Source organism: Thermoanaerobacterium sp. CMT5567-10, from assembly GCF_030534315.2.
Taxonomy (GTDB): domain Bacteria; phylum Bacillota; class Thermoanaerobacteria; order Thermoanaerobacterales; family Thermoanaerobacteraceae; genus Thermoanaerobacterium.
This window is the reverse complement of the sequence record NZ_CP130558.2, coordinates 1,838,924-1,857,521: the sequence shown is the minus strand read 5'-3', so window position 1 is coordinate 1,857,521 and position 18,598 is coordinate 1,838,924. Positions and strand designations below refer to the sequence as shown.

The window sequence follows — 18,598 nt, the reverse complement described above, 5'->3', positions numbered from 1 at the left end:
TTATTAACGCTCACAAATTCCGCTTATCACATATATCATCGATTCTCTTCACTTGTTTGGCTAACGCCGTCTATGCGTTGTGACGGCTTTCGCTTTCGCTCATACGCCAAACTGCGCTACATTCATCGTGATATATTACGAAAGCTTCATTAATTGTTCGCTTTTAATAATATTTTCCAAAATCAAAAAATGAAAATGGGGGTTGAAAAAATGAATGGTTTCTTAGAATTACCAGTAAGTTTTTTTGAAAGTCTATCTTCAATACCTGGCTCACAGTTAAAAATCATAATGTACATTGCAAAGCATACAATAAAGAATGGACGTATTGAACCAGTAAAGCTTACTATCGATGAAATTCAGAAGGGAAAATATGAAAGTGGCAAAAGAATAGACGATGGCACAGGTCTATCAACAGGCATCATAAGTAAAAGCTTGAAAAATGCTATAAAAGATGGGTTTTTAGTCTGTTTCGTCGACAATGAAGATAAATTGCGTCAAAAGAAATATTACATGATAAGACAAAATACATCCATTGATGGCGTCACGTACAAATATGACGAATATGGTAGAATAACAGAATTTTGTGATTGGCAAAAAATGACATGTAGTGATTTTAATGATATTCCTTACATCGACAAAAATGAATATGCGGATAAAAAAACTGAAAGCCGTGTTTCAGATAGTGAAAGAAGAGATGATGCTAAAAACATTGATAAAATTACATTTTCAAAAAGTGAAGGCAATATGATCATATCAGATATGAATGATATGATAGATATTAATTGTGATAGTATATCTATCAATCATATCAATGATATGATGCATCAAAAAAGTGAAAATACGCCTAAGTACATAGACAAAGATATGCTTAAAGACAAGTATCATCTTACAGAAGACGAAATGAGCTTGTGTATAGCCCGCATGAAGGGAAAAGACATAAAATATCCTGCAAAATTCCTAGAAAGAGTCATCCAAAACTACTTAAAAGACAAATCAATACTAAAAGATGCCGCATCGTCAAATACGGCACCAAGAAACTACTTTAATTCATATCCACAGAGGAAATACGACGTAGATGAGCTGGAGAGAAAGCTATTGGAAGTATCAAGAAGGAGGACTAGGCCTTCTTAAATACCCAAAGCTTGCTGCCTACAAAGTTTATCATCATTGAGAACAATGTGGCAATAATCTTAGCAGAAAGTACGCCGACGGCCGGCTTTAGCGGGTACAGAATCGAAAGAGACACCGCTAATGACACAGCATTCACAGCGATAAATTTGAATACTTCGTAGCCATGTGGTGATGATTTGTCGCCAAATGTCCAGTATTTATTCATCACAAAGCTGTTTGCGACACCGCAGCTATACGATATGACTTGTGCTACCATGTAGTACATTCCAAAAAACGTAAGGACGGTAAAAACCGAAAAATCCACTAAAGTATTTACGATGCCTACCAGATTAAACTTTACGAACTGTATTAGCCCCATTTTGCTATTGTCTCTTTTCTCCTGTCTTTCCATCATCAAACCCCACCTTTCTCGCTATAATGTAAAGCGGTCTGTCTCTTACCTCGTCGTATATTCTGCCAATATACTCACCAAATGCACCTAAAACTAAAAAGTTTGCGCCAAATAAAATCATATTTACAGCTATGACTGTGTTTAAGGTTGATACATCAACGCCTGCAATCTTTAAAACAAGCTCTACAATCAAATACACAAAACCCGCCGCTGTCAGGAAAATTCCCAAATTCAACGGTAATTTCAGCGGTACGTAGGAAAACGACGTTATACCGTCCATAGCAAGCTTAAGCATTTTCTTTAGCGTGTACTTGGTCTCACCAGCAAGCCTTGGGTCTCTCACATATTCAACGCCAATCTGCCTAAAGCCTACCCAACTTACAAGACCTCTTATATACCTGTTTTTTTCCCTTATGGAGTTAAGTGAATTCATCACGTCGCAGACTTTCCTGTCAATAAGCCTGAAGTCTCCCGTATCAACTGGTATATCTACATTCGTAAGACTTTTTAAAATCCTATAAAATAATCTGGCTGTAAAGAGCTTAAAGAAAGACTCTCCTTTTCTTTCCGCCCTTTTGCCGTATACGACGTCGTATCCTTCTTTCCACTTCTCAATCATCTTTAGTATCACTTCAGGTGGATCCTGTAGATCTGCATCGATGACAACAACAGCATCACCTTTCGCATTATCCATGCCAGCGGTTATGGCTGTCTGATGCCCAAAGTTCCTTGAAAAGCTTATAAGTTTCACATTTCTATCATTCAGGCTTATCCTACTTAGAATCTCCGCTGACTTGTCATGGCTTCCGTCATCTACAAATATAAGCTCGTAAGTCTCATTAGTTGAGTCCATGACTCTTTTTAGCCGCCTGTACGATTCTTCAATAAGAAGTTCTTCGTTGTACACAGGTATAACAACTGAATACTTTATATCAGACACATCTATCCCTTCTTTCAAAATATTTATACTAAGTGTCAATGTCAGTTGACATTGACACCTTTAAGATCATAAAGCTCTCCAAAATCTCTTCCTCCAAATCCTCCGAAGCCATTGACATTTTGCGTAGCACTTGTGCTGCTCCATTCACTTGTTGGCACAAGCTTTCCATTTTCTCTTACCCAGTTCATTATCTCACTATTGGAGCCTCTATCCATGCCGCCAGTCATCACGTATCTTACTTCACCTTTTTTGACAAGCTCTTTAAATTGACTTAGGGTCAAAATATTGTCTGAGCCTGAAAAGCCTCCTAATGCCATCACAGGTTCGCCTGTCTTTATAATTATGCTATCGGCACCGGCACTTTGTGATGATGATACGACTAAAAGATACTTTGCGCTGCCTTTGTTTTTCTCAAGGAAGCTTATAAGCTTAGAATCTGCATTGCTATTTATATCTCCGCCTCCGAAAACAAACCTATTTCTACCTGTCGCCAGCTCTAATCCTGCAGATGGCATAGTGCCGTTCATTGGATAGAAAAGCGTTGTGGCAGACCAAACTGCAGGTGCTATCAAAAGCCCTATTACACCAACTATAAGCATCGCCTTTTTGACTTTAAATCCGCCATTCTTTGCAAAAGTCATCAATGACAAAACTATCGCTGAACCGATAGAAAGCACTGCAACAGCTAACATGATGTACTTTGTGAGATTAGACGTATTGTAATGATAGTACAATATGAGAAGCTCAACTAACCCGTCAGCTATAAGCGACAGGGGCAAAAGCCATGACTTTGCACCGCCTTCTTGGTACATTTCCCACATTGAAACAATACCTATGCCTGTTAGTGCCGCTATAGGTTGGGCCATCATCGTCAAATAATACGGATGGAACATGCCTGTAGTAAAGCTGAAGTATATAAATACGGGCACAAGCCATGAAATCCACAGTATCAATGAAAGCTTCCTGCCATCATCAAATGGCCTTTTAAGCCTTTTTCTTAAAAGTTCTGCTAAAATTCCGAAGATAGCCATCGGGAAAAGCCATATTATCTGGTCAGACAAGCTGTTGTTTGAAAAAAGCCTCAATATGCTGGCTTTTTCATCTCCACCGAAGGCACCGCCCATGCCACCTCTATTGCCGTTTGGCCTTTCAAAATTGCCACCTGCGAAGTTTGGATTTGTCCCATTTTGCCCGTAGTTGCCTTGGCTTGCAGATGGTGTATTATTTTGACTGCCATTTGAGCCGTTGCCATTCTTAGTAGCGCTTGATACAGCATCTACTGATGTCCTTTGTGTTTGTGTCACTTGTGATGTACCTTGATTAAATTGACCGTTGAAATTGCCAAAATTTCTTCGGAATTCTCCACCATTGAAATTTCCTATGCGACCACCGCCAAAACCTGTATTTCTGCCAAGCCCAAGTCTTTCAAGCCCATTGTGGCCTATTATGAGTTCCAGCTCTGAGTTGTCTGTACTGCTGCCTACATAAGGCCTCATGCTTTGTGGAGTCATGTCAACAATGATAGCCCACGAAAGCGATACAATAAGTAGCACAACAGTAGCCAATGACAAATAACCTATTCTTTTCTTTAAACTTATCTTTGACGCCAAAACGTACGTGATATACACTGCTGGGATTATCATGTATGCCTCCAGCATCTTTACATTAAAACCAACGCCCACTAAAAATAAGCTTAATAGCAAATACTTAAGTTTACCTGTGTCTAAGGCTTTCATAAGCGCTAAAACCGCAAACAAAAGCGTCATAAGCAGCATATTGTCAATGGTATTATTTCTGCTGTCTGCCACAAATACAGGTGTAACAGCCAAAACCAGTGCAGATATAAGCCCCGCTGTCTTGCCAAAATACCTTTTTACTAGGATGTATATAAGCGCTACGGATATGACACCTGCTATAGCCTGCGGAAGCAATATGCTTATGCCATTAAATCCAAATATCTTGACAAAAATAGTCTGTATCCAAAATCCTAATGGCGGCTTGTCTATCGTGACAAATCCAGCCGGATCGTATGAAACGAAGAAAAAGTTTTTAAGGCTCATGCTCATGCTTTTTACGCCTGCAGCGTAATACTGGTTTGCATATCCTTCAATACTTAAATTGGTAAAATTCAATATTGCTGATAATAGTAAAATTAAATATAACCCAATAGAATCTTTGTTAAACTTCAATTTTTTCATAGTCATCCTCCAATCCTTTTTTTGCTGCAATTTAATTAATAAATTTTTCATATTATAAATTCACAATTCTACTCTAAATTCTTGTTGTCTTAAATATACCCTTAAAATATCTTATAAGTTTCAAATAGTTGTGTGAATTTCGTGTGATTTCATGCCTTCATCAGCAGTGTAAATCTTATTTAATACAGCCACATCATAAGATACTTTTGCAAGATAGACTGCCATCACCACATTTGCCAACGAAACTATCATAGGTATAAACCCAAAAGAATTTCTCAAACCTCCAAACAGGACGTAGTACATATTTAGAAAGCTTGTTATGCTAAATAAAACATACAGCCCAAATAGCCTTATGTCTTTTACATATAAAAATGCTAATATAGCTAATGCTGCAGCAGGAAATAAGTACCTCTCATGCATCCCTGTTGAAAATGTAAATACACCTGCGATCTGAATTAAAGCTGATAAAAATGACAATTTGCTGTTTTTTCCTTTAATGTATATAAACCACGAAAATGCAGTCGTTAAAACTATGAAGATAAATCCCCAAGTGCTGTAGCTAAACACAAACAATTTTGTACCAGAATTCACATAGTTTGCTCCCAGCAATCCATAGAAGTTGAAGCCATTTACTGATGCGTATGGATACTCTGAAATAGTCTTTTCATACAGCTTAAATATCCACAAAGGATCTTGACCTATGGCAAACGGCACTAATACTATAACTGCCGTAACCAGTGACGCCACAAAAGCTTTTAAGAAATTTTTCAAACTTCTCTCATTTACAATCTCAAAAAACAGGACTGGCGCAAATATGATTCCCTGTGGCTTCATAAGCACTGCCGCGGTGAAAAACACTGATGAAAGCCACAACTTTTTCTCTGACAAAAAGTACACCGCTATTATTACAAGCATTGTGAAAAATGAGTCTACCTGTCCCCACGCAGATGAATTTATAAATACGGCCGGATTGAAAATGTACAAAGCCGATATGAATGCACTGATGTTTTTGGAAAAGTATCTTTTAGCTATTTTATATATAATGTACGATGTGGTAATATCAGCCACAATGGACGGAAGCTTTAAAAGTACCGTGTAGAAATGAGAAAGATTGCCGATTGCAGCTATTTTGCCTACAATGTAAAGCACATAGATGTAAAGTGGTGGGTAATCACAGCTTGGAGTATTTTTATAAAAGTTTAAGAGGTCTTGTGCCGCTGACTGTGCCCAGCTTCTAAAAAGCCCTATATCTCCTGAAAAACCTTCAATAGTTGCAGCTATGTAAAGCCGCATAAAAAATCCTATCAAAAATAGTGCTATTATTATGAATTTGTCGCTTTGAAAGTCAAGCTTAAATTTTTTATTCTCCAAAGCGTAGTAGCTTAAAATAAACAGCAAAAACACGATTGCCGCGTATGCCATTATATACACGCCGTACTTTGATGATGTTCCCCTAAATCCCCCAAAATCTCCTCTACTGCGGGGCATCTGCCATTGGGATTGCCCACTTTGTGCATTTCCTTGAGGAAAGTTGCCTCTCTGCCAAAGACCTTGATTTGTGTTTCCACTTCCCCAACTTCTGTTTGTGCTGCCTTGTGTAAAATTATGCTGAAAATTTCCTCTAAACCCCTCTGTACTTCCACTGTAATTGTATAGTGAGTATATGCTTAGAATCACTGACAAAGCCAAGACAAATGCCAAGCTGTATTTTAGCACCTTTTTACCCATCGCCTTTTCTCCTTTTCTTTTAATGTGTCTATAAAAATTATAAGACTTAAATGTTGCAAAAAAATTAAAAAAATGTGTGATTTCTGTGTGAAAAAAAAGCAATCAGCATATGCTGATTGCTTTTTTTAAAGGAATATACAATCATATTTCAACAAACATCAGATAATTTCCCCTTGACATAGTCGTACATAGCTAATTCTTTTATAAAATCATCCATAGACTCTTATGCCTTCTTTCTGAACATTTTTGTAGAATGGAAGCATCTTCACATACTTATTATAATTCTGAACACTTTGAACATATAAGGAAATGACAATATCATATTTTAATGATAAATCAACCATAATATCCGTTATTTTATCATCATGCTTTTTAAGATCGTCCTCTTTTTCATCAACTAACACCATAATATCTACATCAGAATCATACGTAAAATCTCCGCGAGCATAAGAACCGTACAAAATAATTGCATCGAGCTTTTGATAAAATAAATCTCTCATTCTTTTCTCAACATCAGCAAGCATTTGCTTTATTTTTTTATCATCATATACATTCTTCACAAAAACCACACCTTACATTTAATTCTGAAAGATATCCTTCAATTGGATTTCCAATGATTTAAAAATCCTGACCTTTATATTATCTTCTTCTGAATATACTTCAGGTCTTTTGTATTTGCCATCTTCACCTAAATAGTAAGACAGTACAGTTTTTTCATCAGCAAATACGATCCAATACTCTTTTACCCCTGCTTTTTCATACAAATAGAATTTTTCCTTTAAGTCTCTCTTTAATGTTGAAGGAGAAACTACCTCTATAATCATATCTGGGCTTCCTTTACAGCCTTTATCATCCAGCTTACTTGGATCACACACTATCACTATGTCAGGCTGAACTACATTTGTCACATCATCATCACTAACGTTTTCAGCAAACAATCTTACATCAAATGGAGCGCTGTAAACTTCACAAGTTTTTCCTTTTAGATAATTATGGATAGAGGCAAACAATTCTCCTACAACTTTCTGATGTTTCCGCGTCGGTGATGGACTCATATTATACGGAACTCCATCTATAAGCTCCCATCTCTCATCATTAGCCCAGCTCAAATAATCTTTATATGTGTATTTTATATGTTCATCTTTATCTGCAACTGCCATTTTTTTCACCTCTTTTAATAACAAAACTATCCGAATACTTTATAATAATTATACCACTTATCGTAAATTATATAATAAAAAAGCATGATGATTTCTTACCTATTACACATCATGCTTTTTAAAAGCATAGTAAAATATTTCTAATTCATCAATTTTTTTATCTCATCTTCTGATAATTCTGTGATCTCTGCTATCTTGTCGATAGGCATACCATTTTTTAATAATTTTTTAGCTATTGCAATTTTCTCTTCCTTTGCACCCTTTTTAATACCTTCTTCTATACCTCTTTCAATGCCTTCTTTGATACCTTTCTCTATGCCTTTTTCTATGCCTTTCTCAATTATCATTTTGTATGTTTCTGATTCTTCAATCCTAAACATCTTTACCACCTCCGAAAAAACTCTCTCAATAACTTCTTTTTTAAATATTATCCCTGACAATATCTCTGCTTTAAACGCTATGTCTTTCTTCTTGTTTATGTCTATAGGAATATCTTTAATTGCTTCAACACACCTTTCAAGATATTTTTCTCCTTCTTCCTTCCTTCTATTTTGGTCCATCAATGGTAGAAGTGAATATAAATCATAATAATCTGTCTTTAAAACATCAGTAAATTTAATGTCACCAACGTTTATTATCTTGTATTTATAGTCTAATGTGTTTTGCTCTCCAAAGTTGTAGCTTAAGCCATTTTCCATTTTCATATTGTCTTTTCCTATATATATGACTACTTGATATGGTAAGAGATTATGCTTTTCCATTATCTCCAGGGAATATCTAAGCATTCTGTAAGGCATTTTTCCGTCATTTTCTGATTGAAATTCTATGTGAACAGCCACATTTCCTTTGTCAGTAGTGCATTTGAATATCATGTCGCTGTCTCTTCTCTCGACTCTTGCAAATTCTATATTTAGTTCATCAATCTTTGTGTATTGTAGCCCCAGAAAATAACTCATTATGTCATCTGCCATATCCGAAAAAATATTTTTCATCGTAATATCGTATTTTTGGCTCATATTCTTCCTTCCATTTCTTTAGTTTCTCATAATCATTATATCATATAAAACTAAAGAAGAATAGATTTGCATCAAACTCCATTTTTTATTTTAGAGGATATTTTATTATGAAGCTTACACCTTTTTCTCTATTTACTGCTTTTATCTCACCTTTATAGAAGTCAACAATTTTTTTCGATATAGCAAGTCCTAAACCAAAGTTTCCCGTCTTGTCCTTGTACATTCTGTCAAATATACGGCCTACATGCTTTTCATCTATATTAGGTCCATCATTGTATATGTCCAGCACCGCATACTTATTATCTTTCTTTAAAGTTATTCGTATCAACTCATTTGCATACCTTATAGCGTTGTCAAGTATGTTTTCGATGCATACCTCAATCTTATCCCTGTCACCTTTTATTATTATATCATCTACATCCAAATCCCACTCTATACTGCTTTTTATGATTTCAAACCTGCTTATTATTTGCGTCAAAAGATCCTTCATATTTATATAATCATTTCTGCTGTTATTTTCCAGTACATAATCAAGTGTATTCAGGTAAAGCATCTGATTTATTTTCTTCTGAAGCCGTATCGCCTCATCTTTTATTATCTCAGCCGTCTTCTCCAAAGACTCTATATACACACCATCTATTATGGCATCCGCATGGCTCATAATAACCATTACTGGCGTCTTTAAGTCATGTGATATGCTTTGCAAAAACATCTTTTCTTCTTCGTCTGCCAGCTTCAATTCCTTCTGCATCTTATTCATTGATCTTGCTAGCATGCCTATCTCATCATCACTTTTAACTTCTATAGGCTCTTTCCAGTCTTTGTGTGCTATCCTGACTGTGTATTCCTCTAGTTCCTTTAAAGGCTTCGAAATATGACCTGCAACTATTATCAAAGCAAAAAAGCCAATGATTATAAATATGATTCCTATTGCTATAACCAAATAAAGAATAGTATTGTCAACAATGTTTGGTACATATGATACAAGATAAGCTTTATTAAATGAATCATAATTTACAGTGCTTATTATGAAGAAATATTGCATATTGTTGTAGACTTCTTTATACAGCTTCTCTTTAATAGTACCACCTTTTATGAAGCTGGACATCCAAAGCTTTACGCTCATTGTATTAAATGAAGGCGAATGTGGATCAGGTGGAGGTTCTCTGTGGTTTATGTCTATGATTAAAGGTCTGTTGGCTGTATCAAAATCTACAATGAAGTTGTCTCCGCCTCTTAGATTTCTAAGCCTTGAAAAATTGTTGTAGTTGCCGCTGAAATTATCATTTTTGAGAAGCATCTCATGTGAAACCTTTAAATCCTGTATCTTATTGTTTTCTTCAACTCTCCTGTAGGCAAAGATGTAAAGCATCGATAAACTGCACACTATGATAAGTATGACAGCAGTAAATGTCATCCATATTCTCATTGCCAGCGAACGAAATCTAAATATCTTTTTCATGATTTACACACCAGTTTATAACCGTAACCATATACGGTCTCTATATTTAACTTATCTACTTTCTTCCGAAGCCTTCTTATGGTGTCGTCAACAACCCTGTCAGAGCCAAAGTAGTCTTCACCCCAGACATTGTTCAAAATCTGGTCTCTCGACACGACGATATTTTTATTCTTCACAAGGTAGCAGAAAAGCTCATATTCCTTATTTGTAAGCTGTATCTCGTCTTCACCTAAATAAACAGTCCTTTGCTTCTCACTCAATGTATAATCGCCTACTTGTATAATGTCATCGCTGCCATCCTCTTCTATTCCGTGTATCCTCTCCATAAGCTTGTTTGTCCTAATGACAAGCTCCCGAGGCAGAAATGGCTTAGAAAGATAATCATCACTTCCAAGCTCTAAGCCTACTACCCTGTCAAGCTCTTCATTTCTGGCAGACATGAATATGACAGGCGTCGATTTGTTATGGTCCTTTATAGCTTTTATAAGCTCATATCCATCTACATCAGGAAGCATTATATCAAGTATCCATAGATCTGGCAAATCTTTTATCCTATCCATAGCAGTACTTCCATCAAAAAATGTCATAACGTCGTATCCTTCCCTCTCGAGGTACTTCTGCAAGAGAAGGTTTAGGCTCTTCTCATCCTCTACAAGATATATATTTCTTGACAATTTTACCACCTCATGACTATAAGCCATATCTGTAAAGACACATTACATCTTATTTTAATTACTATTTTATCATAAAATTATTGAGAATTTTTAAAGAGATTATGTGAAAGATATGTGAAACATTAAAACTCTCAAAATTTAACGTTAGCTTATCACCCTTTTTAAAATATGACTTATGAAATTTAGCGCCTCTTTTAAAACATCAAACTTTGATGTATCTTTAAAATATCTAAAAGCTAAAAATGTCACCATCATTAGAAATAATAGCCCTAATAAATTATCTACAATTCTCAATTTCATTTGCTAATCCCTTTCTCAATATATAAAATTTCGATGATTATCTTATTTAATTAATCTATAAACATCATGTTGCTTACCATTATATACTAACGTAAACTTTCTGTCATTTCTTAGGTACTTATTATAAATTGAACCCTTGGCAACTATTGCGTAATCAATTTTATTTTTATCAATGTATTCTTTAAACGATGATTCATTTTTAACATTACCTAGATAGAAAAGGTTATTTGAAAGCCTTTCACCATATAATGGATAAATATATGCGTGAAGAAAATATGCAATATTTTTGTTTCTCACGCCTTTTAAAAATGACATATCATTCCCATAAAATGGGTTTGCCATATAAGTGCTTCTATCAAGAATAGGTGTTTTTCTCAATTCATAAAATGTCTCTCTTGATGATATATTTACTGGCAAATAACCTTTTATAGAAACTACAAAGCTAAACGTAACTAGCGCAATGATTATCGGCACAACAATTCTCGTAAATTTAACATTTTGTACAATATAAGATATAGCAACATATCCTAGTGCAACAATAAATATAACATATCTAGACCACCAGTTTTCTGATGAAGCTAAAAATAGTATTACGGTAGAAATAGCGAAAAAAATATTAACCCATTTTCTATCTATTATTGATTTTAAAATAAATATCAAAATGGCAGGCATCACTATAATGTACCATATCGCCCCAAATCCTCCTATACGAGTATCGTAAGAATATCCCTTTAAAAAATTGAAATTTTCATACCAAGAAAAATATATTCGCTTGAAATACCCCATATCCTTCATCTGCGGCAACAGATTTGGGTCAAATATGATTTGCTTAGCTGTGCCAAGACCTTTAAATATCGTTATCCCGTGAAAACTTAGTGTAAATGGATAAATAGGATTTTCGTAAAAATACCATGTCCTGTAGTACCAAAATGCACCAAGCGTTATTGAAAACAATATGTATATAGATAGACCGTATGCTAAGTCCTTAAAGCTAACATCATATCTATGTTTGATTAAGACCACAAATAATAAAGTCAATAGAATAACTGCGTAAATAGGTCCAGAACCTTTCATGCCGCTCATAAATGCAACAGTCAGTGAAAACAAGTATACATACTTTAGGCTAAATTCCTTATACAAATGTATAAGAAAATTTAAAGACAAAATCACCATAACCGAAAATGCAACATCAATATAAGCTGTTTTTGATTGTATAAATACAATCGGTGTCAAGAAAAATAATAACCCTGCACATAATGAGTAATATTTATTAAGTCCAATTTTTCTTCCTATCCCATAAATTCCTATAATACCAATCAGTGCAAATATTAGTTGCGTTCCATCAACAATAACATCGTTTTTAAAGAATATCATATTCCATAAGAATAATATCTCCGTATTTTTTGGATACCAATTTATCCACTGAGATATGTAATCTTGATGAATATTGAATATCATGCCGTGTTTCATCCATTCAACAGGACCTACAAGATGATACATAAGCTCATCTGTGCCATATGGCGGATAAATCAATGTAATATAAACCACCCATATCACACCGATTATTGTCATAAATGATAATATTATTAGAAGAGGTCCAAATTTGACATCCCTAAAAAAATTTATTATGGATTTTAGCTTTATATTAAAAGACCAATCCTTCAAATAGAAGCATGTAGCTATAAATAAAACTGCAACAAAAATAAATAAGTATATGGGATAAAGCATTTTAAGCAATATTCCTAGAACTATATTTATTAAAAGAATTTCTGTTATTGAAAAAAGAAAAGACGTAAGTATTTCATCAGAAGTATTACTTAATTTAATCCATTTCGTCCATTTAACAGATGTCATTGTTACCAGCAACGTCGAAACAACGTATAATATAAGGCCTAATGTAAAGCTCATGATATCCTCCTTTTTAGATATACAATATCAAAATAACAGTAATGCAATATAAAATCCCATTTATAAGAAAAGGTTTGTCCTCAAAAAATGCCAATTCTGGACTGCCTCCAAATGTTTTACTGTCAACAAGATACTGATATCTGAATATACCATATATCACAAAAAGTATCGTTATCATCATGTAATAACCCTTTTCAGCATAAAAAGTATAAAGGGAATACGCTATTATGGTTGATGACGTCACTATAGATAACATATTGTCAAGAAGTTTCACACTGTATTCATCAAGAACATTTCTATGGCTTTTTGCATTATTATCAAGGACGATAACCTCATTTTTCCTCTTGGTAATTGCAAGAAATAATGACAATAGAAGTGTACATAGCAGCAACCACGGTGAACTTGCAACGCCTATTGCCTCTGCACCAGCAATTACCCTCAGTACAAACCCAATAGCAATAACCATTACGTCAATAATGATAATGTTTTTAAGATAAAATGTATAAGCAATGTTAATTATGAAATAACTTAAAACAATTATGCCAAAATTTACATTAAGCATAAATGATAATGCTGATGATGTTAAAACAAGTATTAAAAACAGAATAGCTGCATCTTGCTTTTTTACAAGTCCTGACGGCAATGGCCTTAATCTCTTTTTCGGATGTTTCCGGTCTTTTTCAATATCAACTATATCATTTATTATATAGACGCTAGAGGATATTCCGCAAAATATGAGGAAAGCAATTAAAGCTTCCTTAAGTGATAAAACATCAAGCATTCTTTTGCTGAAAATAAGTGCCGCTAAAACAAATACATTTTTAATCCACTGCTTCGGCCTCATAAGCTTTATTAAACCCTTATATTTGTCTATTGTAGAATACTTTACAGTATGTTCCAATCTCATTTCACCCTTCTTTTAACTTAATAATTAATAATGCACATATTACTATATATGCAGTGAACATAAGGTTACGGCATTTAATATATAGGCAAAAAATATTTCGGTATTTTCATTATGCTATGAATTGAATCTAATTATTAGTCTTAGATCTAAATAATTTATTATAATACTTCTTGCCCTTTGTAAAAAAGTGCACATAAATACCACTTCTTTCAAAATGTAATTTTGCATCATTTAGATTATCTAAGAACCCATTTGGATCTTTAAAATCCTCCAATTCTACATAGGTATGCCCTATCTCAAATAAAGTATGTGCATCTGTACCACATATCTTCAGTTTACCGTATTTGTCTGCAAAATCATGTGCAAGATTATCATCGTGTGAAAATATATTCCTAGCATTAAATACTTCGACTATATCTATATCATCTATTATCCTGTACAATGCATCTAAGTGTATTTTTGACTTTCTCATCCTGTCAAATGGATGCGGGACACATACAAGTCCTCCCTGATCTTTTATGCATCTTATCGTTTTATCCATAGGAAGAAGCGGTGGTATCTCTTCACTTAAAAAAAGCCCTATAATTTCACCTTCCTGTGTTTTTATTTCTTCACATTTGATGACTCTTAAGTCTCCGCCAAACACTTTTTCCGCTTCTATCGCACCCTTTAATGTATTATGATCACTTATTGCAACTATATTAATACCCTTCTTCATAAGGCTTTTTTTTAAATCTGGAACCTTTGAAAAACCATCATTTGAATAATTTGTGTGAACATGAAATTCCAGCTTCATAATGGACATTCAATCCTTTCATAAGTCATCTATTACTAATCCTTTAATTAAGCGTATTCAAAATCTATTTTCCTCTTGCAATAAGTATTATTCCTAATGCTATAAAAAGTGTCCCTGCTATCTTAAAAGTATTTATATTCTCACCGAATAAGATTATACTAAAAAGCATCACTAAGACAAATCCGAGGCTCGTAAATGAATAAGCATAACCTACATCCACTTTTGTAAGTACATATAGCCATATAATCATACTCCCAATATAGCTCATTATCCCCAATAATACATATATATTGATATATTGTACCAATATATGAAAAACGCTACCTGTTATGCTTATATTTTTTACGCCATATTTTAAAAGGATCTGTGCCGATGCGCTTAATATAACGCTTATTATGATCAAAATAGTTACCATGATGCCCTCCATCATATCAATGTTCAACATATATTAATATTATATCATATAATAATAAAAAAAGACTTACATGCATCAATATTGTAAAAAAATGCATGTAAGTCAAAAAATTTATGTCGTACCATTTGTCACTAAAGCTACAGACATAGGGATACTTACCTTCTGTCCATTTTTCGTCACTTCTATATCGTATATATTTGAAATAGGTGTCAAATTATTTATCTTTTGTGATGTACCTTTATTAGTAATTTTAATCGATATATACCCATTCACGTTATCAATATTTAACAAATCTTTTAAGATTGTGATCTTCAAATCGTCTGTATTAATAACCAAATTTCTTTGAGCCATCTTTAATTCATTTATGACTGACACAGGTATGATAATCTCTTTTAGACGTGTATTCTCATTGCTATTAAAATTAATCACAACATCACTTTCCGCATTTTTTATTACATCTAATGATTTCGCCTCATCTACTCTATATAGTGCAATATTCCCATATGCACTAGCAGTGCCGCTTAGATAAATATAATTGTTTTTACTATCATTAGATTTTGTCGTGACACTTATCATATTGCTTGTATCCAATATTCCACCAGATGTATCAAATGCTTCTATTTTGTAAGTATAAGATTCTCCAGGTGCGCATGTCATATCTTTATAGCTCGTATTGTTGACCCTTGCTATCTCTTCGCCATTTCTTTCGACAATATAACCTGCTATATTCGGATTTACAGTACTACCGCTCCAATCTAGCAATACGCCATTGCCATCAAGATTTACTGCTCTTAACCTGCCATTTAAAGCTGTAGCTACTTGATCTAGTGAATTTGTATCAATAATAAAATTAAACTTTGTGTTAATGCCTTCTTTTATATTCAGACCTTCCTTTATATTAACTGATATATTCGCTTTTCCAAGCCCATTTATTTTTACACCACCTTTTGTAGCTTGTGCTATAGAAGCATTATCTGATGATATATCGTATTGAGATGGGTCAAGATAAATACAGTCAAGTTTATTATCACTATAAGAAGCCTCCACTTTTATAGGAACTATATTACCAATTTTCAAATCCATAGATGGTATTTCCACCTTAATATCATCTATCACATGATTTGCTTTAAAACTCTGATCAGCTATAAAACTATTAAGAATACTTTTGCATCTATTCAACTCATTAGCCATTTGGGATATGATGTTAATACTAATACCTTTTTCCAAATATATTTTATTGATAGTGCTCTCAATATCACTCATAATCCCCTTGGCATTATCTATTGTCATCGGTGAGATCGCAGAATCCGCAATGCTGTTCATCATATTTTTATATAAATCTGCCTGGCCTTTTGTCATTCCGCCAAGTTTCACATACACACCATCAATATTTGACGTTATTTCACTTAATATTGCTTTTACCGATTCAGCTGGATCTTTATCAGGGATAACTGCTGGGATGCTGAATATGCTTGATTTGAGTGCTGTATCATAACCATTTTTTAAAAGTGATTCGTATTCAAAAAGGCCTATACCGCTGGCACCGTTATTTCTCAATGATTCTATCTGATTAAGTAGGGTCACTTTATCCGTACCAACATTGGTACCAATCGCAAGTACTATATTAGAATGACCATTTGCGAAATTCATTGTATTTCTCAAATCCATAGCAACTGGTGTAACCGTAGTATAATATGACATTGGGTTCAACGTATTGATGTAGTTTTTAACTACCCAATCTTTAGAATCCTGAAAAATATCTGATGGAGCGGTATCATAATTTGGCCATACATCTGCAGCTATTTTTAGCTCTGGCTTTATCATTTTAAGCTCCGATATAGCGCTATAGGCAAATGAATTAATTATATTCATCCTGAAATAATTCCATAACCGCCACATTTCACCATCGACATTCAGATATCTCGGATCAACTCCCGCATATTGTTTAAAAAGATTTCTTGTATAATCATCATATCCGAAATCATTAGAATAATCATTTGAGTTTGGATATCTCATGTAGTCAAACTGTATGCCATCGATATCGTATTTTGATGCTATCTCTTTGTATAGATCTAACAGAAAATCCCTTGCATCGGGTATTATAGGATTAAGATAGTAATATTTTATCCCATATTTATCTAATGTGTAATTATAGCCTTTGCGACTTACCATTAGCCATTCAGGCTTTTCTTTTTTTATAGGTCCACCATTAAAGATATCAGATGTCCCTATTAAGAAATTTTCTGTCCAAGCATATACAGCCATACCTCTTTTATGGGCTTCTTTTATATATGCGTCAAGTACATCAAAACCGCCATATATAGGATTCTGACTTGTATATTTACTGCTTGTAGGATATATGGTATATCCAGACCAAAATGTATCAAGATATATAGTATTTATGTTTATACTTTTCAACATATCCAGATTTCTCACAACTTCATCAAGATTTTTCTCTTTTGGCCTTATCCATATAGCTCGACTCTCTACTTTCTCTGATGGAAAGAACATATATGCGGCTTTGTTGATGTCATCTTCAAGTGATTTTAACATATCTTCTGCATCTTTGTATGATCCTTTGTTTAAGTAATTCTTTGCATTGTCGAGCTTTATCTTCCCATTATCTATTATCGACTGTATATCATCATAGGAAATATTCTTAAACTCTTTCTTGGCATTTGCAAGATTGTCTTCAAGCATACTGAGCTTGTACTCTACTTCATCTATGTATGACACGTTAGAATGCTTAATTATTATCTCTTTATTTGTCTTGTCTATCGTGACGGTGGACCCCAGATATGCATATTTCTTAAGCCATTCTGCGCCTTTCCCATGTCCTGATATGACATAACCTCCATATGGTATCTCAGAGTCATTACCACCTGCAGAAATGATTTTCCCATCTTCACCTACAATAACTTCATATCCATAACCGTTAGTCTCTGTTCTACTACCATATGACCTGTCATATACAACAAGTTGGTCATAACCTCTAATGCTAGGATTTAACGCGTAATATTTTGTCTTCCAAACCGTAGTAGTATCGAAATTATCTAAGACAACCTCTATTTTGTCACCTTCATTTATACTCTCAAGGAGCTTATTAAAAACAGGGTTTGAATAATGTATCGATATGACTAATCCATTCTCCGGTATATATGAATTATTTGGAGTTATATAATCAGGCTTAGTGAGTTTTGTTATGACATTATCTACAACCGTTATCTCCAACCCCCACTTATTAGTCTTTGTGTATTTGCCGTATGACGGTGTATATGCTACAACTGTACCTTCTTGTCTCTCTACATTTACATCATCTATTGGCACTACCATATCGTCAATCTTAAAATATTTCTCAGGAAGATATACATCATTCATAGATGCATTTGTATCATTTACTGATGGTGTATTTGTGTCGGTTGCCGCTATCGTCAAAGCAGTATCTGCTAATATATTGCTAATACTAAAACCTAAAATAATTGATACAGAAAGAAAAAGTGATAATAATCTTCTCATTTGCTTCAAAAAAAATCACATCCTTTGTTGTTATTTTTGTATAATATATTTTAGGT

At 34.0% G+C, this 18,598-nt stretch carries 16 protein-coding genes; 1 reads left to right on the top strand and 15 read right to left on the bottom strand.

All coding sequences use genetic code 11. From position 1 onward, the window contains the following. Positions 1-210 precede the first annotated feature (210 nt). Positions 211-1,131 carry a hypothetical protein gene (locus tag Q2T46_RS09510; RefSeq protein WP_303265677.1) on the top strand — a complete coding sequence of 307 codons (921 nt, stop codon included), beginning with the start codon at positions 211-213 and terminating at the stop codon, positions 1,129-1,131. Here Q2T46_RS09510 and Q2T46_RS09505 read toward each other — a convergent pair. From Q2T46_RS09505 to Q2T46_RS09435, 15 genes are all read right to left on the bottom strand, one after another. After that, the gene (locus Q2T46_RS09505; RefSeq protein WP_303265678.1) at positions 1,118-1,525 is read right to left on the bottom strand and encodes a GtrA family protein; all 408 of its coding nucleotides are present in this window, start codon (positions 1,523-1,525) and stop codon (positions 1,118-1,120) included. The two genes, Q2T46_RS09510 and Q2T46_RS09505, sit on opposite strands and share 14 nt — an antisense overlap. Beyond that, positions 1,494-2,462, bottom strand: a complete 969-nt coding sequence (locus tag Q2T46_RS09500) for a glycosyltransferase family 2 protein (RefSeq protein WP_303265679.1) — start codon at positions 2,460-2,462, stop codon at positions 1,494-1,496. The genes Q2T46_RS09505 and Q2T46_RS09500 overlap by 32 nt, the downstream gene beginning before the upstream one ends. A 41-nt stretch (positions 2,463-2,503) precedes the next feature. After that, positions 2,504-4,660, bottom strand: coding sequence for a glycosyltransferase family 39 protein (locus Q2T46_RS09495; protein WP_303265680.1), 2,157 nt, complete (start codon positions 4,658-4,660; stop codon positions 2,504-2,506). Between the two features lie 120 nt (positions 4,661-4,780). Continuing rightward, positions 4,781-6,388 carry a glycosyltransferase family 39 protein gene (locus Q2T46_RS09490; RefSeq protein ID WP_303265681.1) on the bottom strand — a complete coding sequence of 536 codons (1,608 nt, stop codon included), beginning with the start codon at positions 6,386-6,388 and terminating at the stop codon, positions 4,781-4,783. A 209-nt stretch (positions 6,389-6,597) separates the two neighbouring features. Next, positions 6,598-6,948: a nucleotidyltransferase domain-containing protein gene (locus Q2T46_RS09485; protein ID WP_094046331.1), complete on the bottom strand. Its 351-nt coding sequence runs from the start codon at positions 6,946-6,948 to the stop codon at positions 6,598-6,600. Positions 6,949-6,966: 18 nt separating this feature from the next. After that, on the bottom strand, positions 6,967-7,548 hold the full coding sequence (locus tag Q2T46_RS09480) for a Uma2 family endonuclease (protein ID WP_013298972.1): 582 nt from the start codon (positions 7,546-7,548) through the stop codon (positions 6,967-6,969). A 140-nt stretch (positions 7,549-7,688) separates the two neighbouring features. Next, positions 7,689-8,564: an Rpn family recombination-promoting nuclease/putative transposase gene (locus tag Q2T46_RS09475; RefSeq protein ID WP_015312612.1), complete on the bottom strand. Its 876-nt coding sequence runs from the start codon at positions 8,562-8,564 to the stop codon at positions 7,689-7,691. Positions 8,565-8,649: 85 nt separating this feature from the next. Then, positions 8,650-10,026: a HAMP domain-containing sensor histidine kinase gene (locus Q2T46_RS09470; RefSeq protein ID WP_303265682.1), complete on the bottom strand. Its 1,377-nt coding sequence runs from the start codon at positions 10,024-10,026 to the stop codon at positions 8,650-8,652. Continuing rightward, positions 10,023-10,700: a response regulator transcription factor gene (locus Q2T46_RS09465; protein WP_303265683.1), complete on the bottom strand. Its 678-nt coding sequence runs from the start codon at positions 10,698-10,700 to the stop codon at positions 10,023-10,025. The genes Q2T46_RS09470 and Q2T46_RS09465 overlap by 4 nt, the downstream gene beginning before the upstream one ends. A 144-nt stretch (positions 10,701-10,844) precedes the next feature. Further along, positions 10,845-11,000 (bottom strand): hypothetical protein, encoded by a 156-nt coding sequence (locus tag Q2T46_RS09460; RefSeq protein ID WP_013298975.1) that lies wholly within the window; start codon positions 10,998-11,000, stop codon positions 10,845-10,847. 42 nt (positions 11,001-11,042) lie between these two features. Beyond that, positions 11,043-12,908 carry a hypothetical protein gene (locus Q2T46_RS09455; RefSeq protein WP_303265684.1) on the bottom strand — a complete coding sequence of 622 codons (1,866 nt, stop codon included), beginning with the start codon at positions 12,906-12,908 and terminating at the stop codon, positions 11,043-11,045. Between the two features lie 13 nt (positions 12,909-12,921). Then, the gene (locus Q2T46_RS09450) at positions 12,922-13,815 is read right to left on the bottom strand and encodes a decaprenyl-phosphate phosphoribosyltransferase (protein WP_303265685.1); all 894 of its coding nucleotides are present in this window, start codon (positions 13,813-13,815) and stop codon (positions 12,922-12,924) included. 127 nt (positions 13,816-13,942) lie between these two features. Continuing rightward, complete coding sequence (locus Q2T46_RS09445) at positions 13,943-14,611, bottom strand: PHP domain-containing protein (protein WP_303265686.1); 669 nt, start codon at positions 14,609-14,611, stop codon at positions 13,943-13,945. A 64-nt stretch (positions 14,612-14,675) separates the two neighbouring features. Next, positions 14,676-15,026 carry an EamA family transporter gene (locus tag Q2T46_RS09440; protein ID WP_303265687.1) on the bottom strand — a complete coding sequence of 117 codons (351 nt, stop codon included), beginning with the start codon at positions 15,024-15,026 and terminating at the stop codon, positions 14,676-14,678. A 111-nt stretch (positions 15,027-15,137) separates the two neighbouring features. Beyond that, a complete protein-coding gene (locus tag Q2T46_RS09435; RefSeq protein WP_303265779.1) occupies positions 15,138-18,542 on the bottom strand; it encodes a glycoside hydrolase family 10 protein in 3,405 nt (1,134 codons plus the stop codon). Positions 18,543-18,598: the final 56 nt, after the last annotated feature.